Annotated in this window: 27 protein-coding genes; 11 read left to right on the top strand and 16 right to left on the bottom strand. The window is 69.6% G+C overall.

Annotation, left to right across the window (positions count from 1 at the left end; genetic code table 11):
* Nucleotides 1-78: 78 nt before the first annotated feature.
* The 3 genes from moeZ to IF64_RS0118125 form a co-directional block, all read right to left on the bottom strand.
* Complete coding sequence (moeZ, locus tag IF64_RS0118135) at nt 79-1257, bottom strand: adenylyltransferase/sulfurtransferase MoeZ (RefSeq protein WP_030533331.1); 1179 nt, start codon at nt 1255-1257, stop codon at nt 79-81.
* Nucleotides 1258-1362: 105 nt separating this feature from the next.
* Complete coding sequence (locus IF64_RS0118130; protein ID WP_084705944.1) at nt 1363-2358, bottom strand: DUF3152 domain-containing protein; 996 nt, start codon at nt 2356-2358, stop codon at nt 1363-1365.
* Nucleotides 2359-2670: 312 nt separating this feature from the next.
* Nucleotides 2671-3708, bottom strand: a complete 1038-nt coding sequence (locus IF64_RS0118125) for an alpha/beta fold hydrolase (RefSeq protein WP_030533329.1) — start codon at nt 3706-3708, stop codon at nt 2671-2673.
* 86 nt (nt 3709-3794) lie between these two features.
* Between IF64_RS0118125 and IF64_RS0118120 the strand changes: the two genes are divergently transcribed.
* Nucleotides 3795-4418: a TetR/AcrR family transcriptional regulator gene (locus IF64_RS0118120; RefSeq protein ID WP_030533328.1), complete on the top strand. Its 624-nt coding sequence runs from the start codon at nt 3795-3797 to the stop codon at nt 4416-4418.
* Here the strand turns inward: IF64_RS0118120 and IF64_RS0118115 are convergent.
* Nucleotides 4357-5307, bottom strand: a complete 951-nt coding sequence (locus IF64_RS0118115) for an alpha/beta fold hydrolase (RefSeq protein WP_051757968.1) — start codon at nt 5305-5307, stop codon at nt 4357-4359. The genes IF64_RS0118120 and IF64_RS0118115 overlap by 62 nt on opposite strands.
* A gap of 8 nt (nt 5308-5315) precedes the next feature.
* Nucleotides 5316-6221: an AurF N-oxygenase family protein gene (locus IF64_RS0118110; RefSeq protein ID WP_030533326.1), complete on the bottom strand. Its 906-nt coding sequence runs from the start codon at nt 6219-6221 to the stop codon at nt 5316-5318.
* A gap of 115 nt (nt 6222-6336) precedes the next feature.
* Here IF64_RS0118110 and IF64_RS0118105 point away from each other — a divergent pair, with 115 nt between their 5' ends.
* Together IF64_RS0118105 and IF64_RS0118100 are read left to right on the top strand one after the other, a co-directional pair.
* Nucleotides 6337-7158 (top strand): TetR/AcrR family transcriptional regulator, encoded by an 822-nt coding sequence (locus IF64_RS0118105; RefSeq protein ID WP_051757960.1) that lies wholly within the window; start codon nt 6337-6339, stop codon nt 7156-7158.
* Nucleotides 7155-7523 carry a DUF4873 domain-containing protein gene (locus tag IF64_RS0118100; protein WP_048807454.1) on the top strand — a complete coding sequence of 123 codons (369 nt, stop codon included), beginning with the start codon at nt 7155-7157 and terminating at the stop codon, nt 7521-7523. The genes IF64_RS0118105 and IF64_RS0118100 overlap by 4 nt, the downstream gene beginning before the upstream one ends.
* Before the next feature lie 90 nt (nt 7524-7613).
* On the opposite strand, the gene IF64_RS0118095 is transcribed toward IF64_RS0118100, so the two are convergent.
* Complete coding sequence (locus IF64_RS0118095; protein WP_030533323.1) at nt 7614-7844, bottom strand: DUF3107 domain-containing protein; 231 nt, start codon at nt 7842-7844, stop codon at nt 7614-7616.
* Nucleotides 7845-7991: 147 nt separating this feature from the next.
* Nucleotides 7992-8648: a ferritin-like fold-containing protein gene (locus IF64_RS0118090; protein ID WP_030533322.1), complete on the bottom strand. Its 657-nt coding sequence runs from the start codon at nt 8646-8648 to the stop codon at nt 7992-7994.
* Nucleotides 8649-9144: 496 nt separating this feature from the next.
* Here IF64_RS0118090 and IF64_RS0118085 point away from each other — a divergent pair, with 496 nt between their 5' ends.
* From IF64_RS0118085 to IF64_RS0118070, 3 genes are read left to right on the top strand one after another with little or no spacing between them, the layout of a single operon-like run.
* Nucleotides 9145-10806, top strand: coding sequence for a DEAD/DEAH box helicase (locus IF64_RS0118085; protein ID WP_030533321.1), 1662 nt, complete (start codon nt 9145-9147; stop codon nt 10804-10806).
* 4 nt (nt 10807-10810) lie between these two features.
* Entirely contained in the window at nt 10811-12103 is a 1293-nt protein-coding gene (locus tag IF64_RS0118075) for an Rv3212 family protein (protein WP_084705941.1), read from the top strand.
* On the top strand, nt 12100-12951 hold the full coding sequence (locus tag IF64_RS0118070) for an alpha/beta fold hydrolase (RefSeq protein WP_030533320.1): 852 nt from the start codon (nt 12100-12102) through the stop codon (nt 12949-12951). The genes IF64_RS0118075 and IF64_RS0118070 overlap by 4 nt, the downstream gene beginning before the upstream one ends.
* A gap of 121 nt (nt 12952-13072) precedes the next feature.
* On the opposite strand, the gene IF64_RS0118065 is transcribed toward IF64_RS0118070, so the two are convergent.
* Nucleotides 13073-14011 carry a LysR family transcriptional regulator gene (locus IF64_RS0118065; protein WP_030533319.1) on the bottom strand — a complete coding sequence of 313 codons (939 nt, stop codon included), beginning with the start codon at nt 14009-14011 and terminating at the stop codon, nt 13073-13075.
* 89 nt (nt 14012-14100) lie between these two features.
* Here IF64_RS0118065 and IF64_RS0118060 point away from each other — a divergent pair, with 89 nt between their 5' ends.
* The gene (locus IF64_RS0118060) at nt 14101-14658 is read left to right on the top strand and encodes a sugar O-acetyltransferase (RefSeq protein ID WP_211252610.1); all 558 of its coding nucleotides are present in this window, start codon (nt 14101-14103) and stop codon (nt 14656-14658) included.
* 180 nt (nt 14659-14838) lie between these two features.
* Here IF64_RS0118060 and IF64_RS27220 read toward each other — a convergent pair whose 3' ends face one another.
* The 6 genes from IF64_RS27220 to IF64_RS27215 form a co-directional block, all read right to left on the bottom strand.
* Nucleotides 14839-15165: a hypothetical protein gene (locus IF64_RS27220; RefSeq protein ID WP_036877058.1), complete on the bottom strand. Its 327-nt coding sequence runs from the start codon at nt 15163-15165 to the stop codon at nt 14839-14841.
* Between the two features lie 16 nt (nt 15166-15181).
* The gene (locus IF64_RS0118050) at nt 15182-16108 is read right to left on the bottom strand and encodes a RecB family exonuclease (protein WP_051757959.1); all 927 of its coding nucleotides are present in this window, start codon (nt 16106-16108) and stop codon (nt 15182-15184) included.
* A gap of 31 nt (nt 16109-16139) precedes the next feature.
* Nucleotides 16140-16757, bottom strand: a complete 618-nt coding sequence (locus IF64_RS0118045; RefSeq protein ID WP_030533315.1) for a MarC family protein — start codon at nt 16755-16757, stop codon at nt 16140-16142.
* Between the two features lie 2 nt (nt 16758-16759).
* Nucleotides 16760-17629, bottom strand: a complete 870-nt coding sequence (locus IF64_RS0118040) for a PHP domain-containing protein (RefSeq protein ID WP_030533314.1) — start codon at nt 17627-17629, stop codon at nt 16760-16762.
* A gap of 90 nt (nt 17630-17719) precedes the next feature.
* Nucleotides 17720-18289 (bottom strand): PH domain-containing protein, encoded by a 570-nt coding sequence (locus IF64_RS0118035; RefSeq protein ID WP_030533313.1) that lies wholly within the window; start codon nt 18287-18289, stop codon nt 17720-17722.
* 19 nt (nt 18290-18308) lie between these two features.
* The gene (locus IF64_RS27215; protein WP_048807459.1) at nt 18309-18470 is read right to left on the bottom strand and encodes a hypothetical protein; all 162 of its coding nucleotides are present in this window, start codon (nt 18468-18470) and stop codon (nt 18309-18311) included.
* 194 nt (nt 18471-18664) lie between these two features.
* Between IF64_RS27215 and IF64_RS0118025 the strand changes: the two genes are divergently transcribed.
* On the top strand, nt 18665-19051 hold the full coding sequence (locus tag IF64_RS0118025) for an NUDIX hydrolase (RefSeq protein WP_246134843.1): 387 nt from the start codon (nt 18665-18667) through the stop codon (nt 19049-19051).
* Nucleotides 19052-19074: 23 nt separating this feature from the next.
* Here IF64_RS0118025 and IF64_RS0118020 read toward each other — a convergent pair whose 3' ends face one another.
* A complete protein-coding gene (locus IF64_RS0118020) occupies nt 19075-20193 on the bottom strand; it encodes a DUF2332 domain-containing protein (RefSeq protein ID WP_030533311.1) in 1119 nt (372 codons plus the stop codon).
* 414 nt (nt 20194-20607) lie between these two features.
* Here IF64_RS0118020 and IF64_RS0118015 point away from each other — a divergent pair, with 414 nt between their 5' ends.
* The 3 genes from IF64_RS0118015 (at nt 20608) to IF64_RS0118000 (ending at nt 23493) form a co-directional block, all read left to right on the top strand.
* Entirely contained in the window at nt 20608-21738 is a 1131-nt protein-coding gene (locus IF64_RS0118015) for a magnesium and cobalt transport protein CorA (protein WP_030533310.1), read from the top strand.
* A gap of 262 nt (nt 21739-22000) precedes the next feature.
* The gene (locus IF64_RS0118005; RefSeq protein ID WP_030533309.1) at nt 22001-22654 is read left to right on the top strand and encodes a metallophosphoesterase family protein; all 654 of its coding nucleotides are present in this window, start codon (nt 22001-22003) and stop codon (nt 22652-22654) included.
* Nucleotides 22651-23493, top strand: coding sequence for a ParB N-terminal domain-containing protein (locus IF64_RS0118000; protein WP_030533308.1), 843 nt, complete (start codon nt 22651-22653; stop codon nt 23491-23493). The genes IF64_RS0118005 and IF64_RS0118000 overlap by 4 nt, the downstream gene beginning before the upstream one ends.
* 113 nt (nt 23494-23606) lie before the next feature.
* On the opposite strand, the gene IF64_RS0117995 is transcribed toward IF64_RS0118000, so the two are convergent.
* Nucleotides 23607-24788, bottom strand: coding sequence for an ABC transporter ATP-binding protein (locus tag IF64_RS0117995; RefSeq protein ID WP_030533307.1), 1182 nt, complete (start codon nt 24786-24788; stop codon nt 23607-23609).
* Nucleotide 24789 lies beyond the last annotated feature (1 nt).

Genomic DNA, 24789 nt, shown 5'->3' with positions numbered 1-24789 from the left:
ATGGCCTGAGCAAGTCTCAGCCGGCAACCGCAGACGACGCCTCGTTCGTGAAGCTCGACGAACCGAGGCCGTCACCTATCAGTATGTAGGCAGGCTCGTGTCGATCTGCTTCGCCCATGCCAGAACGCCGCCGCCGAGGTGCGTCGCACTCGAAAAACCGGCCTTGTGCAGGGCGGCGAGCGCCTCGGCACTGCGCTGGCCCGACTTGCAGTGCAGCACGATCGGCTTGTCCTGCGGCAGCTCGGCGAGCGCCTCGCCGGACAGGATCCGGTCCTTCGGGATGAGCTTGGCGCCCTTGATGTTGACGATCTCGTACTCGTGCGGCTCACGAACGTCGATCAGCTCGAAGTTCTCCCCCGCGTCGAACTTCGCCTTGAGCTCGGCGGGAGTGATCGTGCTGTCGGACGCGGCCTGCTGGGCCTCGTCGGAGACGACACCGCAGAACGACTCGTAGTCGATCAGCTCGGTGATCTTCGGCGTCTCCGGATCCTTGCGGATCTTCACCTCGCGGTACTTCATCTCGAGCGCGTCGTAGCTGATCAGACGCCCGAGCAGCGGCTCACCGATACCCGTGATGAGCTTGATCGCCTCGGTGACCATGATCGAGCCGATCGACGCGCACAGCACGCCCAGCACGCCACCCTCGGCGCACGAGGGAACCATGCCGGGAGGCGGCGGCTCCGGGTACAGGTCGCGGTAGTTCAGGCCCTTGCCGTTCGGCGCGTCCTCCCAGAACACGCTGACCTGGCCCTCGAACCGGAAGATCGAACCCCACACGTACGGCTTGCCGAGGATCACCGCGGCGTCGTTCACCAGGTAACGCGTCGCGAAGTTGTCGGTGCCGTCGAGGATCAGGTCGTAGCCGGCGAAGACGTCGAGCGCGTTGTCGTTGGTCAGCTGCTCCTGGTGGAGCACGACGTTGACGTACGGGTTGACCTCCGCGACGGACTCCTTGGCCGACACGGCCTTCGGCTTGTCGATGTCCGACTGACCGTGGATGACCTGCCGCTGCAGGTTCGACTCGTCCACGACGTCGAAGTCGATCACGCCGAGCGTGCCCACCCCTGCCGCGGCGAGGTACAGCAGCGCAGGGCTGCCGAGCCCGCCCGCGCCGATCACGAGCACCTTGGCGTTCTTCAGCCGCTTCTGCCCGTCCATTCCGACATCCGGGATGATCAGGTGCCTGCTGTACCGGGCGACCTCTTCCTTGGTCAGCTCGGCAGCCGGCTCAACGAGCGGCGGCAGCGCAGTCGACATCACGTCCTCCATATCGCGCTTGTCGCGGTCCGTACATTCATAACCGCTCCGGCGACCGGAACCTTCCCGGCGTCCACATCGTGGACATGCCGGTGCCGGCTCACCTCACTGAGCCTGCGGGTTCGGGTACGCGTTCGGACGGCACGTCTTGCCGTCGGCCGGCACCGTGCCGTAGTCGCCGCCCTCGGTGTCGTTGAGCTTGGCGACGTAGTCGTTGGACACCCCGAACGTCTGCTGCATCATCACGGGGGCCGCACCACCTTCCCGCTCACAGCCCACGTGACCGTTGCCGAAGGCGTGCCCGACCTCGTGGTTCACCGCGTAGTAGCGATAACCCGTCAGGTCGGCGCTGAACGCCTTGGCACCCCGCACCCACCGCGCCAGGTTGATCACCACGCGGTCCATGTCGCTGCGGTAGCACGACACCGGGTACGGAATCGCGTCGCCGCAGATCTCCTTGGCGGTCTCGGGAGTGGTGAGGCTCACGTGGAAGTCGGCCTCGGGTCCGCTCGCGTCGACGCGCCGCAGCTTCACCTCGCCGGTGCTGACCCAGCCGCGTTCGGTGTCGGAGAGCACACCCTCGACCGTCGAGGCGAAGCTGTCCTCGCCCGCGAAGCTGGACGGGTCGATGCCGTCCTCCACGTCGACGGCGTAGGAGTACTCCTGGCCGCGGTCACCGGCGAGGTCGCTGCTGCCGGGCACGATGTGCCACGTGCCCTGGCCACGTTTCGTGTAGTCGGGCCCGTCGGGCAGTTCTGCGGTCGGGATGTCGAGGTCCTGTGCCTTGGCGGGGATCTCGCTCACCCCACCGGGCCCGCCGGGATCGGCGGACTGGGAGCCGGAGGCCGCCCCGCCCGAGTTCGGCTCCCCGGAACCGCTCTGCGTCGTGTCGACCACGACCAGGGCCGTGACCACGAGCAGGACCGGGATGGCGTACACGCGCCAGCCGTAGGTGGCCAGCAGCTTGCCGAGACCGGACTTCTTCCGGCGTGGGGATTCCTGGGAATCGCCCCGGCCACCCGCCCGATCGCCGGGACCGCCGTCATCGGTTCCGTCGGCTGCGTCGGCGCCGAGGGAGTCGCGTTCGTCGACCGAGGGCATCGACCCGGTCTCGTGGGGCCGCCACGAGGCACGCAACGGCTCACCCGGACGCCGGGCGCCAGGGCCGTATCGCGCGTCGAGCGGCCTCGAACCCGGGGTGCGGGCGTAGCGAACACGGCCGGAGTCGCGGCCGGCTTGACCGGTCCGCGAGCCGTCTCGCCGAGGTTCGTGCGACACCCTGTCCACACGTCAAGACTGCCACACCGCGCGCGGCCCGCACGGCACCCCGGATCCGGCGATGTGGCGCTCGCCGCCCGTGACCGGCCTCCGCGGTTCCGACCCACGAACGGCGCCCGGCCTCACCCGTACGGGCTACCAGCGCCCGTCGTCGACGTACTCCCACATCCCGAGGACGGCTCGGGCGACCGTCACCGGACGTTCCATCTGCGCGACGTGTCCGGTGCGCGGCAGGATCAGCAGCCTGGCCGACGGGATCACCTCGGCGGTGCGTTTCGCCCTGCGCACCGAGATCACCTTGTCCTCGCTGCCCCACACCACGAGGGTCGGCGCGGTGATGCGCGGCGCGACGGACCACAGCGACCGGTTCCCCTGCGCGAACCACGTACGGAAGATCTGGAACGTGCTGCGTGCCATCGCCGAGGCCGCCCACGCGTACGACGACCGGGCCGCGAACTCCTCGGCCTGCTCGGTGATGCGGTGCTTCGGGAACCGTTCGGCGTCGGCGTAGACGAGCCGGATCGTCTGCATCGCCCGCTCCTCCGGCGTCATCCGCGCCAACGCGCGGCGCACGGACTTGCCCACGACCGGCAGGAACGCCAGCGCCATCCTCGGATCGGACAACCGGCGCGGATCCGGCCTGCGATCCGGCATCGCGGGCGAGATGAGCGTGAGCGTGCGCACCACCTCCGGCCTGCGTGCCGCGACCAGCATCGCGACCGCACCGCCCATGGAGTTGCCCACCAGGTGCACGGGTCCGTCGAGGCTCTCCAGGTAGCGCGCCAGTACGTCGGCGTGGTCCTCGAGTCCGTAACCGAAGCCGTCGGTGGGTTGGGAGAAGCCGAAACCGGGCAGATCCACGGCTATGCCGGTGGCATGCGGCGCGAGCTGGGCGGCCAGGTCGGTCCAGTTCGTCGACGAGCCGCCCAGGCCGTGCACGTACACCACCGCAGGCCCGTCGCCGCCGGGCGTGCGGCGTACGTGCAGCTCACAGGTCTGTCCGGACGGGCCGGCCGGGACACACTCCCAGGAGCCCTCCCATGGCGGCAGCGTCGGGTCGTAGCCGGGCAGCGGCGTGCGCGACAACGGAACATGCGTCAGCGGAGCGCGGCCGGGAGCGGTGTTCCGCGACGGAGCGGACGGGGACACGGTCGTGGGCACGGTCTCGGTCACGCCGTCCAGCATGCCGTATGAACTCGATGTTTGGCGTTCCTTACATACCGGCGAGTAATGTGCGGCGAGAAGTATGGAGGCGAGAGATGACTGAGACGGCGCACGGCAAGGGCGTGCGGTTGCCCCGCACGGAACGACGTGCCCAGCTGCTGGACGCGGCACAGCAGGTGTTCGCCGCGAACGGCTATCACTCGGCCGCGATGGACGACATCGCCGAACAGGCCGGAGTGAGCAAGCCCGTGCTGTACCAGCACTTCCCCGGCAAGCTCGACCTCTACATCGCGCTGCTGGAAAGCCACGTCGACACCCTCGTGCGCGCCGTCGAGGAAGCGCTCGGCTCCACCACGGACAACAAGCAGCGCGTGCACAACGCCGTCGGTGCGTTCTTCGACTTCGTCAACGGCGACGTGGGCGCGTTCCGCATGGTCTTCGAATCGGACCTGCGCGGCGAGCCCGACGTGCAGCGCGCCGTCGACAGGGCCACCACCGCGACCGTCGACGCGATCGCCAAGACGATCATGTCGGACGCCGGCCTGGACGCCGAGCGCGCCCGGCTGCTCGCCGTCGGCCTCGTCGGCATGAGCCAGGTCAGCGCCCGCTACTGGCTCGACCAGGACGCCGACGTCAGCCGTGACGACGCCGTGCGCCTCACCGCGACGCTGGCGTGGCGTGGGATCGGCGCCGGCTTCCCGCTGCAGAACCAGCAGTAGCGGCAACCGCCGAGGCGTCCTCGACGAGACCGAGGATCGCGTCGGTGACCCCGGGATGGCGTTCCTGGGTGATCATGTGCCCCGCGCCGGGGAACAGCACCAGTCGCGCGTCCGGCAACTCCTTCACGATCGCCTCGGCGTGCTCGACGGGCGTGAGCCGGTCGCAATCGCCCACGAGCACCACGGTCGGCACCGTGCGCAGCGCCGCCAGCGCCGTCGAGCGGTTGTGCAGGGAGATGGCGTTCTGGAACCCGCCCACGCTGCGGGGATGAGCCTTGCGCAACTGCGCCGCGACGCACTTGACGTCGTCGGCGTGCGGCTTCTTCCCGAACACCAACATCCGTGCACCCAGCCGCGCCGGCAGACCGCCGACGGGCAACCGCTCCCGCCGGTACGCGAGCATCAGCCTCGCGAGCCGGCGTTCCAGCCGCGCTGCACCCCTGCCCAGCGCGCCCGGAAGTCCCAGGGTGATGCGATCCATGTTTCCCGACGACGTCGCCACGAACGCCGCGCCGGCAACGCGCGTGCGCACGAGGTCCGGGTGGCGGTCGGCCAGCGCCATCATCGTCATGCCGCCCATGGAGTGGCCCGCGAGCACGAGCGGACCCGAGGGTGCGGTCTCGGCGATGATCTCGGCCAGGTCGTCGGCCAGCCGCTCGATCGTGGCCGTGCCGGGCGCGGCGGGCTCGGAGTCGCCGTGACCGCGCAGGTCGTAGCGAACCAGGCGCATCGAACCCGAGCGCCGCGCCAACCCGGTGACCACGTGATCCCACGTGCGCAGATCCTGCGTCCACCCGTGGACCAGCACGACCGTCACCGTAGGGGCCGAACGCGGCTCCCGGATCTCGACGTTCAGCCGAGTCCCGTCCGAGGTGATGACCTGCGACACCGGCGGCCTCACTTCGCCGGCAGCAGGCCTGCGCTGCGCCACAGGCGCATCCCCGGCGCACCGACCAGACCCGCCTCGTCGAGGAACGGCATGATCTTCTCGCCCGAGAACAGCAGCGTGGCCCGCCAGTGCGGGTTGTTCAGCGCCGCCTGGTAACCGTCCTTCGGCCGGATGCCCACGGCCTTGTAGACGTGCGGGTTGATCAGGCTGCGGGTGATGTGCCAGGACACGAACGCGATGAGCCAGCGCTGGTAGGCCAGTTCGACCTTGCCCATGCCCTTGATGCGCCGGGTGACCTCTTCCCGCGCGAACGTGACGTGCCGCGCCTCCTCCAGCACGTGGATGCGGTTCACCATGCGCACCAGCGGCTGGATCTGCGGGTCGTTCATCTGCTCGCGCTGCAGCCGGTCGAGGATCTCCTCGGCGATCAGGATCGAGCCGTACAGTGCGGGGCCGTAGCCGATGATCGGCAGGATCTTGGCCAGCTTGTGGCGCCACTTCACCGGGCCGTAGTGCGGGCAGCCGAGCGTGTTGGACATGCGCGCGAACATCGTGGAGTGTCGGCACTCGTCGGCGATCTCGGTCAGCGCGTACTGCGCGTGGCTCGTGGTCGGATCGCCGTTGTCGACCTCCTTGAGCAACAGCTGCATGAGGATGACCTCGAACCAGATGCCGTTGGTGGCGATGCTGGCCATCTCGTGCTTGCCGAGTTCGATGCGCTGCTCGGGGGTGAGCTGCTCCCACAGGTCGGTGCCGTACAGGCTGGAGCGCTCCTCCGGGATGAACCGCTTGCCCTCGACGAGAGGCGCATCCCAGTCGATGTCGACCTCGGGGTCGTAGAACTTGTTCGCCGACGACTTCAGGAGCCGCTCGGCGGTCTTCTCCCGGCCGCCGTCGTCCAGGGTCCGCGTCATCGCGGCCACCACCTTCCCGCCTGCGGAACGGCACTGTTCCGACGTCTCTGTTCGGATGTCCGACGTCCCTGCCCGGAGGTTTCTGTAACTTCCGGTAACAGTTACTTCTGGTAGCATGCGGTGCATGGTCGACCGTGTCAAGCAGGGAAGCGACAAGACGCCCGGCAAGGGCACACCCAGAAGTGGCACCCAGGGTGGTGGCAAGAGCGGCGATGCCAGGCGGGACCGATGGCGTAAACACCGCATCGCCCGCAGGGCCGAGTTCGTCGACGCCGCGCTGGAAGCCCTCGAGGAGCACGGACCCGACCTGGGCATGGAGCACGTCGCCGCCGCGGCGGGCGTGACGAAACCGGTGCTCTACCGGCACTTCGAGGACAAGGCCGACCTCTACCTCGCACTCGGCGACCGCGGCACCGAGATCCTGTTCGAACGGCTGATGCCCGCGATCAACACCGAACTCGCGCCCGTGCCGCGCATCCGCATGGCACTCGACGCGTTCTTCACCGTGCTCGAGGAGCACCCCAACCTGTACCGGCTGCTGGCCCGCAGGCGGTTCGCCGACCGGCCGCTGGACGGCGACGTCACCGACGTCGTGGCCGAGGACAAGGCCCTCATCGCCAACGCCGTGACCGCACTGCTCGGCGACTACCTGCGCATGTTCAACGTCGACTCCGGTGCCGCCGAACCGTGGGCGCACGGCGTCGTCGGGATGGTCCACAACACCGGCGAGTGGTGGCTGGCCAAGCGCACCATGAGCCGCGACGCCGTCGTGGAGTACCTCACGCAGATCATCTGGGCCGCCATCGACGGCCTGGCCAGGCAACACGGCATCCGCATCGACCCCGACCGGCCGGTGGACGCCAACAAGATCGTTCAGTTCAACCGTTCGGACGACACCGACGTGCCCACCACCGACGACGCTGGAGAGGCCCGATGAGCGAGCACGAGAACCACGGAGCTCACGAAGACCACGCAGTTCACGGAGATCACGGGGAGGACGGCTACCAGGGGCGCGCGACGCTGGTGGTCGACGAGAAGGAGCTGACGGTCGAGGTCGACCTGCGCGGCCACTTCCAGCCCATCGACGGCTACTACCGCTGGTACGGGCGGATCAAGCCGCACGACGAACTCATGGAACTGGCAGGCGGCCGCAAGAAGAAGGTGCGGCTACGCACCCCGGAGGGCGCGGCCGACGGCGAGATCTCCGACCCGGACCCGTGGGACCGCTACCGCATCATGGGCACCAGCACGCCGCCGTTCACCGTGCCGACCACCCTCGAGGAGATCGAGGCGACCGCCTGAGCCCGGAACGGAACGAGGCGCCGCACCCGACTGGGGTGCGGCGCCTCGGTGCTGATGCGGGACCGGCTCGGCCTCCGGTGCCGGCGAGTGTCAGTTGCCGACGGCGAAGCCGACGCGGCGGACGTCCGACGGCGCGATCTCGACGTAGGCGATCCGGTCGGAAGGGACCAGGTACTTGCGGCCCTTGTCGTCGGTCAGGCTGAACAGGCCGTCGGAGGCGCCGAGTGCGTCGGCGACCAGCTTCTCGACCTCCTCGGCCGTCTGGCCGCTGGACACCACCAGTTCCCGCGGGGTGTCCTTGATGCCGATCTTGACCTCCACGTGCAACCTCCGCTGCGAAAAGTGACCTGCTCGTTCACCGTCCAGGCTAGCGCGCCGCCTCGGCGATCCGCCCGGGCGTTCGCCCACAGCTCACCCGCCCCGCGGGCGCCCGGGCCTCGCCTGCCGGTCCACGGGAGCGGAGTGCGGTCAGCCCAGGCCCAGCACCTGCATGCGTTTGGCATGGCCCTGCTGCAGCCTGCGGAACAGCGCCGCGATGCCCGTCAGGTCGACCGATCCGGCGACGATGAGCTCGGCCAGACCGTCCCGCTCGGCCACGACGTACTGCGCCTGGGTGAGCGCCTCACCCAGCAGGCGCCGGGACCACAACGCCAGCCGGTCGCGTTGCGTGCTGTCGGCCTCGATGGCGGCCGCGACCTCGCGTTCGGCGAACGCCGAGTGCCCGGTGTCGGCGAGCACCGTCAGCACGAGCTCGCGCACCTCGTCGTCGAGCACCCCCGCGAGCTCCCGGTACAGGTCCGCGGCGAGGTTGTCCACGACGTAGGCCTTGACCAGCGACTCGTGCCACGTGCGCGGCGCCGTCGACTGCTGGAAGGCGTCGATGTGCTTGCGGAACGGCTGCATGGCCTCCTCGACCGACGCGCCGTGGGCGTGCAGATGCTTCGCGAGCATCTCGTAGTGGCCGATCTCGGCCGCCGCCATCGAAGCCAGCGCGGCCCTGCCCGCCAGCGTCGGAGCTGACCTCGCGTCCTCGGCGAGCCGGTCGAACGCCGACAACTCGCTGTACGCCAGCACTCCGAGCAGATCCACGACCCCGGTACTGATTTCCCCATGCGCCTCCGTCACGGCGTTCACCGTAGTCGAGGCCCGAATCCGGCCGGCAGTTACCAACGACACGTGATCGAAGTCGCTACGGCTGTCCCGATATGCGGGCCCGTCTCTGTACACTCTGGAGGCGAGAGCGATTCTCACCACTCGTGTTCCGGCGCCGGCGAGCCCGCCGACGTGGCCGGCACCGACTGATCGGCGACGGGGAACACGCAGGTGGGAGGCAATGTGCGTGCACGCCTCGGCGATGTTCCCACACCGGCTTTTTTCGCTGATCGAAAACGCGAAAAGCCAGTATGTGAGTGTGGTCGAGCCATCGCGGTAATGCCTGGCTTGCGCGCCGGTATGAGAGAGGCGATCGGAAATCACTCAAGATCAGACGACAGCGGGTACTTCGGACTCCGCGGCCACCGAGACGGATAAGGCCGCGACCGGGAATCCGCAGAACGACAACGACATCGAAACCACCGAAGGCGCCTCGGGTGTCTCGGGCACCTCGGACCTGCAGCCCGACGTGTCGCAGGCCGCAGCCGAGGCCGACACCCCGACGTTCGCCGAGTTCGGCATCCGGCCGGAGATCGTGTCGGCGCTCGAGGCGTCCGGCAAACACCGCACCTTCGCCATCCAGGCACTGACCCTGCCGCTCGCGCTCAAGGGCGACGACGTCATCGGGCAGGCCAGGACCGGCATGGGCAAGACCCTCGGCTTCGGCGTCCCGCTCCTGCAGCGGCTCGAGACGCCAGGCGACGGCACGCCGCAGGCACTCGTCGTCGTCCCGACGCGCGAGCTGTGTGTGCAGGTGACCAAGGACCTGGCCGAGGCCGGTGCGAACCTCGGCATCACCGTCGAGTCGATCTACGGCGGCCGCCCTTACGAGCCGCAGATCGAGGCGCTCCGCAAGGGCGTCGACATCGTGGTCGGCACGCCGGGCAGGCTGCTCGACCTGGCCGAACAGCGCCACCTGGTGCTCGGCAAGATCCGCTCGCTGGTGCTCGACGAGGCCGACGAGATGCTCGACCTGGGCTTCCTGCCCGACATCGAGCGCATCCTGCGGATGGTGCCCGACGAGCGGCAGACCATGCTGTTCTCGGCGACCATGCCGGGCCCGATCATCAACCTGGCCAGGACGTTCCTGACCCAGCCGACGCACATCCGCGCCGAGGAGAACGACGCGGGCGCCGTCCACGAGCGCACCACGCAGTTCATCTACCGGGCGCACTCGCTGGACAAGCCGGAGCTGGTGGCGAAGGTGCTGCAGGCCGCGGGACGTGGCCTGACGATGATCTTCACCCGCACCAAGCGCACCGCCCAGAAGGTGGCCGACGAGCTCAGCGAGCGCGGCTTCGCCGCGGCGGCCGTGCACGGCGACCTCGGTCAGGGCGCCCGGGAGCAGGCGCTGCGGGCGTTCCGGTCCGGCAAGGTCGACGTGCTGGTGGCCACCGACGTCGCCGCGCGCGGCATCGACGTGGACGACGTCACGCACGTCATCAACTACCAGATGCCCGAGGACGAGAAGACCTACGTGCACCGCATCGGGCGCACCGGCCGTGCGGGCAAGACCGGCGTCGCCGTGACGCTGGTGGACTGGGACGAGATCCCTCGTTGGAAGCTCATCTCCGACGAGCTCGGCCTCGGCCAGCCCGAACCGGTCGAGACGTACTCGACGTCGAAGCACATCTTCACCGACCTCGACATCCCCGAGGACGCCACGGGCAGGCTGCCGCTGAGCAAGCGCACCCGTGCCGGCCTGGCCGCCGAGGACGCCGAGGACCTGGGCGACAAGCGGCGCAGCCGCTCCTCCGGTTCGGACGACGGCGGTTCCGGCAGGTCGCGGACCCGCAAGCCGCGCAAGCGCACCCGCGGTGCCAAGTCGTCCGGTTCCGGGGACGACGCGCAGGCCACCGGTGAGGGCGCCGAGAACTCCGAGTCCGGTTCGGGCAGGTCACGTTCGCGGCGTCGCACGCGCGGCGGCGGCAGCGGTTCCAAGCCGGCGACCGAGAGCCACGCCACCACGGAGAAGGCCGCGTCCACCGAGGGCCAGTCCGAGGCAGGGGAACGTCCCGCCCGGCGCCGCAGGCGGCGCGGTGGCCGGGGTCGCGGCGGCTCCGGCGCGGGCCAGGCTCAGCAGAGCGCGACCAACGCACACGCGAGCGAAACGTCGGCCACGGCAGACTGAGCTCGTGAGCTCGACCGAATCATCCGCGCCCGAGGGCGCGGCGACCGGCCCCGCAGACGGCGGCTCCGCACCCACGAAGGTGCGGGGCCGCCGTTCTCCGTGGAACCGGAGGCGTGACCGGGTGACCGCCGCGGTCATCGCGGTTGCCGCGCTCGTCGCGGGCCTCGCCGTGTGGGCGGGCAGCGACAGCAGGGCGACCGTCAGCGAGACCGCTCCCCCACCCGAGGGCACGCCCGCACAACCCGCCGACGTGCCGTCGACGCTGAACGAGGCCTGGCGCGCACCGAGCGGAGCGACGCCCGTCCCGGTGTCCGAGGCAGGCATGGTCGTCACGGCCTCGGGCGGCGAGGTCGTCGGCCGGGACGCCGCGTCCGGACAGCAGCGGTGGCGCTACGCCCGTGATCTGCCGCTGTGCACCGTCGGGTCCGAATGGGACCGGGCGCTGGCCGTGTACCGGAAGTCGGACGGGTGCAGCGAGGTCACCCAGCTGGACGCGAGGACAGGGCACCGCACGGCGCAGCGCAACGGGGACGCCGAGCTCGGCACCCGGCTCGTCGGCGACGGCGGTTACGTCACGGCGACGGGCGAACGTCTGCTCAACACCTGGCGCGACGATCTCGTCAAGAGCATGGAGTTCGGCCGGGTGTACGCGCAGGTCAACGCCGGCTACCAACCGCGTCCGAACTGCCGGTACGGGACCGTCGCCGCGGCGGCGGGCAGAGTCGGCGTGATCGAACGCTGCCCCGGCGAGGACGGCGCGCGGCTGACGGTCCTCAAGGCCGCGCCCGACGAATCGGACCAGCCGGAGGAGGAGTTCTCCGTCTCGCTGCCCGAGCGCCGCGCCAAGCTCGTCGCGATGGTGCCTGGCGGTTCGGCCGTGGTGCTTCCCCAGGCGCGGGAACTGGTGCTCTACGACCCGAAGGGCAACGAACGCCTGCGGTATCCCCTCGACGTTCCGCAGTCCGATCTGGACGCCGAGCCCGACGACGGGGTGCTGCCGACGGCACGCGGACCCGAGAACGTCTACTGGTTCACCGGATCGCGGACCATCGCGCTGTCCACAGAGGACCTGTCTCCGCGGTGGACGGTGCACAACACGCGCGGGGCCGGGGTCGCCTACGCGGGCCGTTACGTCACGCCGATCGGCGGCGGGCTCGCCGTGCTGGATCCGGCCGACGGCCGGACCGTGCGCACGATCGCGCTCGACCGCGGCGACTACCGCGGGCCGATCGAGATGGCCGCAGCCGGACCCGTACTCCTGGAACAACGCGGTGACACGGTGGTGGGATTGCGATGACGACGTTCTCTCAGCTCTCTCCGCACGGTGCGCAGCGCCTGACGCTGGCGGGTGACGTCGCGGCGCTGTCGGGGCCCGAGCCCGCGGCCGACGTCGACCCGATCGGCACCGCGCTGCTCGTCCCCGGATACACCGGATCCAAAGAGGACTTCGCACCGCTCCTCGACGGACTGGCCGACGGCGGGCTGCACCCGGTGGCGATCGACCTGCCCGGCCAGTACGAGTCGCCGGGCCCGGATGACGAGGACGCCTACCTGCCCGACCGCCTCGGCGCGCTCGTCGCGGAACTGGTCGCCGACCTCGCCGACGAGTTCGCCCGGCCCGTCGTCCTGCTCGGACATTCCTACGGCGGTCTCGTCGCCCGTGGAGCCGTGCTCGCGGGCGCACCGATCGCCGGGCTGACCCTGCTCGACAGTGGTCCGGAGAAGCTCCCCCACGGCCTGCGGTTCCAGGCGCTCGAGGCCGGTGAACCGTTGCTGCGCGAACACGGCATCGAGGCGGTGTACGCCCTTCGCGAGCAGCTCGGCGGTCCGCCCAGCGCGCAGTTGCGTGCCTTCCTGCGCGACCGGTTCGTCAACTCCAGTGCTGCCGGACTGCTCGGCATGGCGCACGCGCTGCGCACCGAATCGGACCGCACCGACGAACTCGCGGCCGCGCTCGGCGATCGTCCCGCCCTCGTGGTCTCGGGCGAACACGACGACGCCTGGCCGGTGGACCAGCAGAAGGACATGGCCCGCAGGCTTGCCGCGACCTTCGCCGTCGTCACCGGCGCCGCCCACTCCCCCAACACCGAGAACCCCCACGCCCTGCTCGACATCCTCCTCGCCGAATGGCGAGCCTGGCTTTGACCCCCGTGTCGCGGGTCCAGGGCCCCGTGTTGCGGACTCGGGGGCGCGTGTTGCGGATCCGGGAGCCCGTGTTGCGGATCCGGGGACGCGTGTTGCGGACTCGGGAGCCCGTGTTGCCGGTTCAGGGGAGGCCGATGGCGATCCAGTCGGGGACCCACATGTCGCCGTCGGTTCGCGGCGCGGTGGCGCGCAGATGGTCGCGTAGTTCCCTCAGCAGCGGGTGCCGGCTCTCCCGGCGTGCCACCAGCACGTGGGGGTAGACGGGAGTCGGCTCGTGCAACGGGATTCGGCGCAGGTCGTGACTCTCGGGCCACAGGTACCGATCGCCTGCGCCGACGAGAGTCGCCAGTGAACCCGAATCGGCCAGCGCGTCCATCAACGCCTCGTCGCCGAAGTGCGGTCCGAGCGCATCGATACTCAGGTTGAAGGCCTCCGACAGCGCCCGGTAGTACGCCTCCCACTCCGTTCCCTGTCGGATCCCGGGAATCCAGATGCGATGCCGCACCAGGTCGGCAGGCCGAACCCACGCTGCATCGGCCAACGCGTGGGCAGGCCCCACGAGCAGCTCCAACGGAGTGTCGAGGATCCGCTCGGCGCTGATTCCCGCGGGAATCTCGTCGTCGGGAAGGGCGCGAAAGGACGCATCGACGGTTCCCTCGAGCACCGCACGCACGGCCTGGCCGGCGTTCGCATCGCCCAACGTCACCACGTCGAGATTCGGCTCGGCGCGGCTGCGATAGAACCGGTACACGGCCTGGGCCGGAGCGATGCGCCGGTTGAGCACGTCGACACGCAACGGCCTGGCCCCGGGCCGCACCGACCGCTCGGCCTGCTCGAGCGTCGCGAGAACCTTCCTGGCGTGCGGGAGGAACACCTGCCCGTCCAGACTCAGCGAGGAGCCGCGTGAGGTCCGGACCAGCAGCGTGACCCCCAGGTGTCGCTCCAGCGCCGCGATCCGTTTCGACACCGCCTGTTGGCTGACCCGCAGCTCGTCCGCCGCCGCCTGGAACTGGCCGGTCCCGGCGACGGCCACGAAGGTACGCAATGCGTCGACATCCACCCGGCCACGGTAGCCACACAACCAAAGGTTGTTACCGCGGTTTGTGTCGGTTGTTTGATCCGACGCGGCGGACGCGCTGGGATCAGCGCATGTCGACCCGAACAGATCAGATCATGTACGCCCACAGTCCGGAATTCGCTCAGCACACGGAACGCATCGCGGAAGTCACCGACGCGACGTCGCGCTTGAACACCGTGCCGTTCAGCGACGTCCACGCACGCGCCGAACTACTGTCCGTTGTGTTCGGGGGGCCGCTTCCGGAGTCGGTGACCATCTATCCACCGTTCTTCACCGAGCACGGGCTGAACACGACGTTCGGGGAGAACGTCTTCGTCAACCAGGGCTGCACCTTCATGGACAAGGGCGGGATCCGCATCGGCAACGGTGTCATGATCGCCCCGAAGGTCAGCCTCATCACCGGCGGCCACCCGCTGCCGCTCGCCGAACGTCGCGAGTACCTCTCCTTCGCCCCGATCGTCATCGAGGACGACGTGTGGATCGGCGCCGCAGCCGTCATCACGCAGGGCGTGACACTCGGCGCCGGTTCCGTCGTCGCCGCCGGCTCCGTCGTCACCCGCGACGTTCCCCCCGGCACCCTCGTCGCCGGCGTACCCGCCCAGGTCGTCAAGGTGACCGACTCAGCCTGACCGCGGTTCGGGGCGCGTGTTGCGACCTCAGGGGCGCGTGTTGCGGGTTACGGGGCGCTCACATTGTGGGTCCGGGGACAACACGAGTCCCCGGATCCGCAAAACGAGCCCCCGAATTCACAACACGAGCCCCCAGAACCGCAACACGCGCCCCCAGAACCACAACGCGCGCCATCGCGCTCAGGCCCACCAGCACGTCCACAGGAGGACGCCCGTCACCACAAGGACACCCAGCCCCGCCGTGCCCGCCACCGCGCCCTGACGCCGGTCGACGAACACCACCTGCAAACCGAGCGCAGCCACCGCCGCCACGATGTGCCACACAACGACCGACGCCCCCGGCCCGCCCGAATCCGACACCCCGGACGCCACCGTCACGACCACCGCCAACGCCGCCAGCCCCGCGGCAACCGACCCCGTGAACCCACGCCAGGCCCGCCCACCGGCCCGCGACCGTTCCGGCTCGTTCACGGGCTGCTCCAGCGGTTCGGTGCGGTCGGCGGTCATGGTTGTCCTGTTCAGGTCATTCGGCACGGAAGCTCCCGGCGTCTCCCCCATCGCCACCCGGCCGATCCGCACCCGCGGCGTCGACCCGGGTGGGCGCGAGCAGCTCCCACGACCGTGCCGCAGGCGCCGCCGCCTGCCCAACAGGACAACTCGGACGGAAATCGCACCACGAACAGCGGCGACCGGTGCGGGCGGGAAACAACTCGTCGGGGTCGCCGCCCGCGCTCAGCTTATCCGTCGCATCCTGCACATCGGTCGCCGTCTCCTCGGCGCGGGTGAGCTGACGCCGCAGACTCTCGTCCGTGTGCTCGGCCGCCGCCACCGTGCCCGTCGGCACATGATGCAGCTCGACCCGGCGACACGGCGTCCGCAACGTGCGCTCGGCCGCCACGGCGTACAACGCCAACGCCTGCGACGACCGCGCCTCCGCCTCGTCCGGCGTGCGCCTGCCCGTCTTGTAGTCGACGATCACCAGCTCGCCGTCGCGTTCGTCGATCCGGTCGGCCCTGCCCTCGACGATCATCGACGCGTGCCCGCCGTCGCCGGACGTCGGCGCCGACACCCACCGCTCGAGGCCGCGCGGATCGGCGCCGACGTCGTGCGTCTCCACGTAGTCGGCCACCCACTCCTTGGCGATCCGCCGGTACTCGGCCGCCTGCTCCGCGTCGGCGAACCCGGCGTCCTTCCAATGCGCGCCGACCAACGCGGCCGCGCGGGCGGACGTGCGCTCGGCCGCCGGCAGGTCGAACAGCTCCCGCAGCGCGTTGTGCACCACCGCACCCAGCGTGCTGTGCGCCCACGGTCCCGTGCGCTGCGGCGTCGGGCGGTCGACGTACGCGAGCCGATACCGCCGCGGACAGTCGTCGAACGTCGACAACCGCGCAGGCGTCACCTTCATCAGCCGGCGCGGCTGCACCCCGAAATCGAACCCCAGTTGCTCCATCCGGCGCAGCGTATCGACACCTCCCGACAGCTCACGCGCCGGCGATGAAACCGCGCACCGCGTCGGCGACCAGCTGCACCGCGATCGCGGCCAGCAACAGACCCGCGATCTTCGCCAGCAGCGTGATGCCGCTCTCCCGCAGCACCTTGATCAGCACGCCCGAGTACCGCATGCACGCCCACAGGATCACGTGGACCGCGACGATCGCGCACCCCAGCGCGACATAGCCGCCCAGATGCCCGTTCGCTTCCCTGACGAACACGATCGTCGCCGCGATCGCACCCGGACCCGCCAGCAGCGGTGTACCCAACGGCACCAACGCCACGTTGACGTCGTCGGCCGCCTCCGGCTCCGCCCCGCCCTTGCTGGTCAACAGCTCCAGAGCGATCAACAACAGCAGCAGACCGCCGGCGCCCTGCAACGCGGGAATGCCGATGCCGAGGTAGGCCAGGATCGCCTGCCCCGCCACCGCGAACAACGCGACCACGAGAAACGACACCAGCACCGCCTGCAGCGCCGCGCGCGCCCGCGCCGCCGGCGGCTTGCGGCCGACCAGGCTCAGGAACACCGGCACCGTGCCGGGCGGGTCCATGATGACCACCAGCGTGATCGTGGCCTCGATGAAGATCGTCAGGTTGAAGTAGTCCATCGTCAGCCGACCTCGACGCCCGTACCGGTGGCCTGCGCGACGAGCGCCTCGAACTCCTCGACGGCCGTCGCCTCCTGTCCGATCCCGATGGTCTTGTTGGTGCCGTGGTAGTCGCTCGACCCGGTACGCACCAGACCGAGGTCCTTCGCGAGCGCCCCCAGTTCCTCGCGCGCGGCCGGGTCGTGATTGGGATGGTCCACCTCCACGCCCGTCAGCCCCCGGCGCGCCAGATCGGCGATGACCTCAGGGGCCACCGTGGGACGCCTGCCGAACGCGAACGGATGGGCCAGCACGGTCACCCCGCCCGCCGCCGAGATCATGGCGATGGCCTCCTCGACCGGGGTGTCGCGCCGCGGCACGTAATAGCCGCGCCGCCCCGACAGATAGTTGGCGAACGCCTCGTCGACCGTCTCGCACAGTCCCGCCCGCACGAGCGCCTGCGCCACGTGCGGCCTGCCCGCCGTCCCTTCGGGGCCCACCAGGTCGAGGATCTCGTCGGCGTCCACCGGCAGGCCGTCGTCCGCCATCCGGTCGGCGATCGTGCGCACCCGCGCCCTGCGCTCGTCCCGCAACCGCCGCTGCTCGGCGACGATGGCCGGGGCCTGCGGGTCGAACAGGTACGCCAACAGGTGCACGCCGATCCGGCCGCCCCTGCCGTCGTCCGATTCGCACGACAACTCGGCGCCGGGCACCAGCCGCATACCCGAAGGCAACGCCTCGACGGCCGCCCGCCATCCGGCGGTCGTGTCGTGATCGGTCAGGGCCACGGCACCGAGACCGGCCGCAGCCGCGACGGCGACGAGCTCAGCCGGGCTGTCCGTGCCGTCGGAGGCCGTCGAATGGGTATGCAGGTCGATGCGCACGACCACCATTGTCCAACACGGCACCGTCCACGGGCCGCGCCGGTGCGCGAGCACACGCCCGCGCGAAAAGCTGTGCGCTGGGATGACGGCCGGTGGCCGTCAGCGAACGGCCTTCTTGCGCTTGTTACCGCGTGCGGCGCGCTGGGCCTTGATCATCGAGAACCGTTCGGCCTGCTTCTGCTTGTCCCCGAACACCAGCTCCGAGATGGTGTCGTAGAACTCCTCGGGGTTCGGCAGGTAGTGGATGCGGTTCAGCGCCTGGATCTGACCGGCCGATTCGACGACCATCGTGCCGTAACCGAAGATGCGGCCGCCGAACGTCCGCTCGTAGGTCAGGTCGGTGACCTTCGTGATCGGCATCATCAGCACCTGCGTGGTCCAGACGCCCTTGGTCATGATGAACCGCTTGTCGGTCACCACCAGCCGTTCGACCCACCACTCGATCACCTTGTAGGCGAACCAGAGCACGACGACGAACGCGACGTACCAGAGGATGTTCTGCAACACCCACGCCGCGGGCGGGAGGATGTACGAGATCATCACGCAGATCGCGATCATCGCGATGGCCTCGAACATGTTCCACCCGAGACACGCCCAGTGCCGCCGGATGCGGATCACCCGGCGTTCGGTGTCGAGCAGGTACTCGTCAGGGTCGCGTGGCGCGAACATAGGTCGAGCGTAGCGCTCGTCAGGTGAAGATGTTGCTGACGAACGTGATCACGGCTTCAGCGGCGTCGCGCAGGAAGCCGATGATGTTGTTGACAAAACCCGCAGCTTGACCTGGCTGGGCGATCACGAAGAACAGAACCAACGCGATAGCGGCAATTCCTGCGAGCTTCTTCGCGTTCACGGCGATCAATCCCGTCTCTCGAGTGCAAGACCAGTTGGTTGGACCTGTTGACTGAGGTGCCACTAAGTTTGTACCGCACTGCCTGTCGCTACGGGAGGTAAGTCCTGCACTTGGGGCAGTGCGCGCGAAGATCGTAGCTCGACTGCTACGGACTGTGACTGCGGGGTCGAATCGGTGTGAGCCACGTTCGCTGTGTGGGCGGGATCGTCCACGACGAGGCCGGCCGGCTCCTGCTCATCCGGCGTGCGAACGATCCAGGACGCGGGCTGTGGTCGGTGCCGGGAGGCCGGGTAGAGGCGGGCGAGACCGATCACGCGGCAGTGGTGCGCGAGCTCGCCGAGGAAACCGGCCTCGACGTCGAACCGGGCGCACTCGTGGGCACTGTCCTGCGCGATCCGTTCGTCATCCACGACTACCGCTGCCGCGTCCTCGGGGGACGACTGCAGGCGGGCGACGACGCCTCCGACGCCCGGTGGATCGACACCGACACCTTCACTCTGTTGGACCGCACGGGAGGGCTGGTCGGGGGACTCGCCGACACGTTGCGTGCATGGAGTGCCCTGCCTCACGACGCGGACTGAGGCCACCCTTCGTTCACGGACTGTTACCCACCGAGCCACGTCATCCGCTGGCCGTGCGGATCGGCCAGCGCGAGCGCCTGTGCGTTCGGTGTGTCGTTCTCCCAGGTCACGAGCCCGAGGGTCGGCCGGGCGGTCTCCGCATAGGCCAGCTCGTCCCTGCCGGGCAGCACCCCGGCGAGGCCGGCCTCGTACGCCTCGAGCGAGGCCCACCACAACCGCCTGCGCCCGGCGAGTTCACCCAGGGCAGTGACGAACGCCTCTCGCCGATCGGCATCCAGGTAGGCCGTCACGTGACTGGTGAACACCACCAGCGGGAGCTCCTCGGGCACCCGCTCGGCGGCCGTGGCCAGGTCGTTCACGGCGTCGCCCTCGACGAGCTCGGGCGTGTCCTTGGCCTGGGCTGCCGCGGCGGTGCGGAGCATGCGGATCCGGTCCGGCTGGTCCGCCCACACGCACGCCTCGAGCCACGCCAGCTCCTCGTCGTCCTGGGCGTCGACGGGATGGCGGTCCAGACCCACCTTGGCCGCGACGTTCAGCTTCGCGGGGACGGCAGGCGCCGCGGCACCGTCGGCGAGCTCCACGGCACAGTGCAGGCCCACGGGCGTCTTCTTCGGACCGGCCGCCAACTGCTCACCGCCGGGAAGCCGGTACTGGTACGCGAACCGGTCCATGCCCAGCAGCAGACCCGCACTGCAGCCGATCTCGAGCAGGCCCACCTTGCCCTTGGCCGCCTTCGCCGCGCGGGCCACCGCGGGATACAGCACCGCCGCCCGGTTGACCTCGTTGGTCTGCGTGAAGCGTTCACGGACGAGCGCGCGCACGCGGTCGGCGCGCTCGAGGAGGAAGTTGCGGAACTCGGGCCAGGTGGCCCCGTCGACGCCGTCCATACCGCCGAGCGACGGGTAGTAGCGCGACAGCGGATGAATCGGGTCGGCCTGGATCAGTCGGTGCGCCACCGCGAACAGCAGCGTCGGATGCGCGTCGGCCTCCGTGCCCGCCTCGGCGAGCAGGCCCGCGATCTCGTCGTCGTCCGCCGCGTGTTCGGCCAGGTGGGCATACAGCGGCGAGATGCCCGCGGCCTCGTGTTCGGCGAACCTCCGCAGTCGCTCCTTGGCGGCGTTCACTGCGTTGACTTCGCCCATGGACTCGAGCCCTCTCCGTGTTCCGACATCCGCATCGCGCGGTGCGTCGCACGTCGGGACGCCCCGCGAGGACTCCCCCGCGATCCCCCGCGGCGACGAGCACCTGCCCTACGAGTACCCTTGACCATCGGCGCACAACGCGTCAACGCGAGCAACACCACGCGGACCGGAGGAGGTGAGGAACGCAGATGAACAGTGGCGACAACCCACTCAGTTCGCCTCCCAGTATCGGCACCGCTTCCTCACGCCGGTCCGACATCGCCTGATACTGCGGCGAACTCGGTTTCGAGACGGGGCACCTCTGCTCCGTCGCCATCCAGCGCGGAAGCGGTCCACGAGCGTTCAGTCGTGCCGTGAGGGAGCATGTCCCCTCGGCACATCGTGAGGTCCAGCGACATCCAGCCTGGAGATCCCATGCCTGCGATTCCGTCCTTCGGCGGGCTGCGAGGCCGCGGCCGGGACAACCGCCGTCCCGCCACGGCCGGTGCCGCCCTGCCGCCGCCCGCCCCCACCCGTCAGCCGCTGTCGGCGTCGGTCGTCGACTGCGGTGTGTACGTCGGTGGCCGGCGTCAAGAGGGAGCGTGGACGCACGACGAGGCCATCCACGCGGTCCGCGAACGCGGCGACGGGTTCGTCTGGATCGGGCTGCACGAGCCCACCGAGGAGCAGATCCAGGGCATTGCCGACACGTTCGGCCTGCACGAGCTCGCCGTCGAGGACGCCGTGCACGCGCATCAGCGGCCGAAGCTGGAGCGCTACGACGACACGTTGTTCATGGTGTTCCGCACGGTGCGCTACGTGGAGCACGAGTCGCCCACGACCGCCAACGAGATCGTCGAGTCCGGCGAACTCATGGCCTTCCTCGGCCACGACTTCATCATCACCGTGCGCCACGGGAGCCACTCCGGTCTCGCGCGTCTGCGGCGCGAGCTCGACGCGGACCCGGAACAGTTGGAGCACGGCCCCTCCGCCGTGCTGCACGCGATCGCCGACCACGTCGTCGACCACTTCCTCGAGGTCACCGACCGGATCGAGGACGACATCGACGAGATGGAGGCGGAGGTCTTCGCACCGCGCACGAACGTGACGTCGGAGCAGATCTACCTGTTCAAACGCGAGGTGCTGGAGCTGCGGCGCGCCGTGTCCCCGCTGGCGACCCCGCTGCGCAGGCTGTCCGAGGGCTACACGCGGCTCGTGCCGGAGGACGTGCGGTCCTACTTCCGCAACGTCCACGACCACGTGACGACGGTGGCCGAGCGGGTCGAGGGATTCGACGAGATGCTCACGACGCTCGTCGACGCCACGCTCGGAAAGCTCACGCTCCAGCTGAACACCGACATGCGCAAGATGAACTCGGACATGCGCAAGATCACCTCGTGGGCGGCGATCATCGCTGTGCCGACGGCGATCGCCGGTATCTACGGCATGAACTTCGACTACATGCCTGAGCTGGGTTTCAAGTACGGCTATCCGGCCGTGCTCGCGATCATTCTCGGGCTGTGCCTGCTGCTCTATCGAATATTCCGGAAGAACGACTGGCTCTGAGCGTGTCGCTCGAGCCCGTACGTCGGGGGACCTGCGCCGGTATTCGACTGCTGTGATGGGGAGAGAACATGATCCGCAAACTCACCGACCTGAAGTTCTGGGCACTGATGCTGAGCATCGCGTGGGTGCTGATGGTCATCGCGTTCATCGCGGTGAACCCGGAAGCGGCCGTGGTCGCCCACTGACGGAGCCGTGGTCGCCCACTGACGGTGCGTGCGCCGAACGCGCGGATACCGCGTTCGCGCGGGCGTACCCTGTCGCCATGGTGCGAGCACTGGTGGTCGCCGACGAGGTCGACGAGACCCTGTGGTGCGGGCAGCGCGCCCTCGATCTCGACGTCGACGTCGTGCTGGGGGCGGGCGATCTGCCGTTCGCGTATCTCGAGCACCTCGCCGACATGCTGAACGCGCCGGTCGCGTTCGTCCCCGGTAACCACGACCCCGACCTCACGGGCTTCACGCGGTACCGCGGGCTGGCACTGCGCGGCGGGATGCCGGCGTCGTGGCCGGGGCCTGCGGGCGGGATCGACGTGGACGGGCGGGTCGCCACCGTCGCGGGACTGCGTATCGCGGGCCTCGGCGGTTCGGTGCGCTACCGCGAAGGCCCCAACCAGTGGACCCAGCGTCAGCAGGCCCGGCGTGCACGGCTGCTGACGTGGCGCTCCCGCGGCAGGCCGGTGGACGTCCTGCTCACCCACGCCCCACCGCGCGGGCTCGGTGATCGCGACGATCTGCCGCACCACGGCTTCGACTGTCTGCACAGGACGGTCCGGCGGCTACGGCCCCGCTGGCTGCTCCACGGCCACATCCACCCCTACGGCGAGCAGGTGCCCGACCGGCGCATCGGCGACACCGTCGTCCGGAACGTCGTCGGCGCGCACGTGCTCGACCTCGGAGCGTTCGTGGGATCGAGATGAAACGCGACACCGGATTTCCCCGCGCCGACGCCGAACACGACTTCCTGCGCGCCCGGCGCAGGCAGGTGTTGTCGCGCCTGGCGACGTGGCTGCGCGGCGAACCGGACGACGTCAACATCACATTGCCGTTCGACGAGGTGGTGGCCGCGCTCGGCTGGGCGGGTCAACGCAGGCTGGGCCTGCGCGTGGTGAAGCTGAACACCATCGTCGGCAGCGTCAACCGCGAGGCCGATTTCGACCGCCGTTTCCGGCCCACGTCCGGGCGGGTGCGGCAACGCTGGGAACGGCTCGCCGTGGCCAGCAGGCGCGGCGAGTCGATCCCGCCCATCGAGGTCTACCGCGTCGGGGAGCTGCACTTCGTCATCGACGGCCACCACCGGGTGTCGGTGGCGCACGCGCTGGGCCTGGACACGATCGACGCCTACGTCACCGAAGTACGCACCACATTGGACCCTTCCGGGATCCGCCACCGCGGCGATCTCATCGTGAAGGACTACCGCAGGCTGTTCCTCGAACGCGTCCCGCTGACGGGTGAGGCACGTGCGTCGGTCGTCGTCACCGACCCCTGGGACTACGCCGAACTCGGCGAGCACGTCGAGGCGTGGGGTTTTCGCCTGATGCAGGACGAGGACCGGTTCCTCGACCGCACCACGGTCGCCGCGCGGTGGTACAGCGACGAGTACCAGCCGGTGGTGCGCATGCTCAGGCAGGCCGATCTCGTCGGCACCCGCACCGAGGCCGAGGCCTACCTGTGGGTGGCGGGTGAGCGCTACCACCTGATGCGCAACCACGACTGGGACGACGACGTGATCGAGGCGTTGCGTTCCCGCCGCCGCTGACCTGAGACGGCTGGACGGCTGGCCGGTCGCAACCGGACCGGTGCTGCCGGCCCGTTGACTGGGGCTCGGGGCGGACCCGCTGTCCGGATCCGCCCCGAGCCGTCGATGCGCGGTCAGTCCTCGAACGTGAGGTTCCTGCCCGACTTCGGGTCGAACAGCTGGATGCGGTCGGGGTCGAACCACACCTGGAGGGTCTCGCCCTCCTTGGCCGTCGAGGCCGCGTCCAGCCGGGTGACGATGGTGGTTCCGCTACCCGGCACGTCGGCCGATCCGGCGTCGGCGGCGATCTCGGCCAGTTCCTCGGTCTGGGCCAATTCGCTCTCCAGCGAGAAGTACGCGTACTTCTCGGCACCCATCGACTCGAGGACGTCCACCGTGGAGCTGAAGGTCGCGCCGCGTGCGCGGTGTTGCTCGTCCACCAGTGCGGCGTCCTCGAAGTGCTCGGGACGGATGCCCGCCACGACCTCCCGTCCCGCGCCGGAGGATTCGACGAGGGTCCGAATGCGATCGGTCAGCGGGACCTCGCCCAGTGCGCTCTTCAGCGCACCGCCCTCGAGCGTGGCCGGGACGAAGTTCATCGACGGCGATCCGATGAATCCGGCGACGAAGAGGTTGGCCGGCTGGTCGTAGAGGAACTGCGGACTGCCGATCTGCTGGACATGACCACCGCGCAGCACCACGACCCGGTCGCCGAGGGTCATCGCCTCGGTCTGGTCGTGGGTGACGTAGACGGTGGTCGTGCCGAGCTGCTTCTGCAGTTTCGACACCGACGTCCGCATCTGCCCGCGCAGCTTGGCGTCCAGGTTGGACAGCGGTTCGTCCATCAGGAACGCCTTGGGGCTGCGCACGATCGCCCTGCCCATCGCGACGCGCTGCCGCTGACCGCCGGAGAGGTTCGACGGCCTCCGGTCGAGGTGCTGGGTCAGGTCGAGGATCTTCGCCGCCTCCTCCACCTTGGACTTCACGGTCGCGTCGTCGACCTTCGCCAGCCGCAGCGGGAACGCCATGTTCTCGCGCACGCTCATGTGCGGGTACAGCGCGTACGACTGGAACACCATCGCGATGTCGCGGTCCTTGGGCGACTTCTCGTTGGCACGCTCACCGTCGATGCGCAGTTCGCCCCCCGAGATGTCCTCCAGCCCCGCGATCATGTTGAGCGCGGTCGACTTCCCGCATCCGGAAGGGCCGACCAGAATGATGAACTCGCCGTCCGCGATCTCGATGTTCATCTCGGACACGGCCAGCGCTCCGTCGGGGTAGCGCTTGGTCACCTTGTCGAGCACGATCTCTGCCATT

The organism is Prauserella rugosa, assembly GCF_000719975.1.
GTDB lineage: Bacteria > Actinomycetota > Actinomycetes > Mycobacteriales > Pseudonocardiaceae > Prauserella > Prauserella rugosa.
This window is presented reverse-complemented; position numbering and strand designations above follow the sequence as displayed.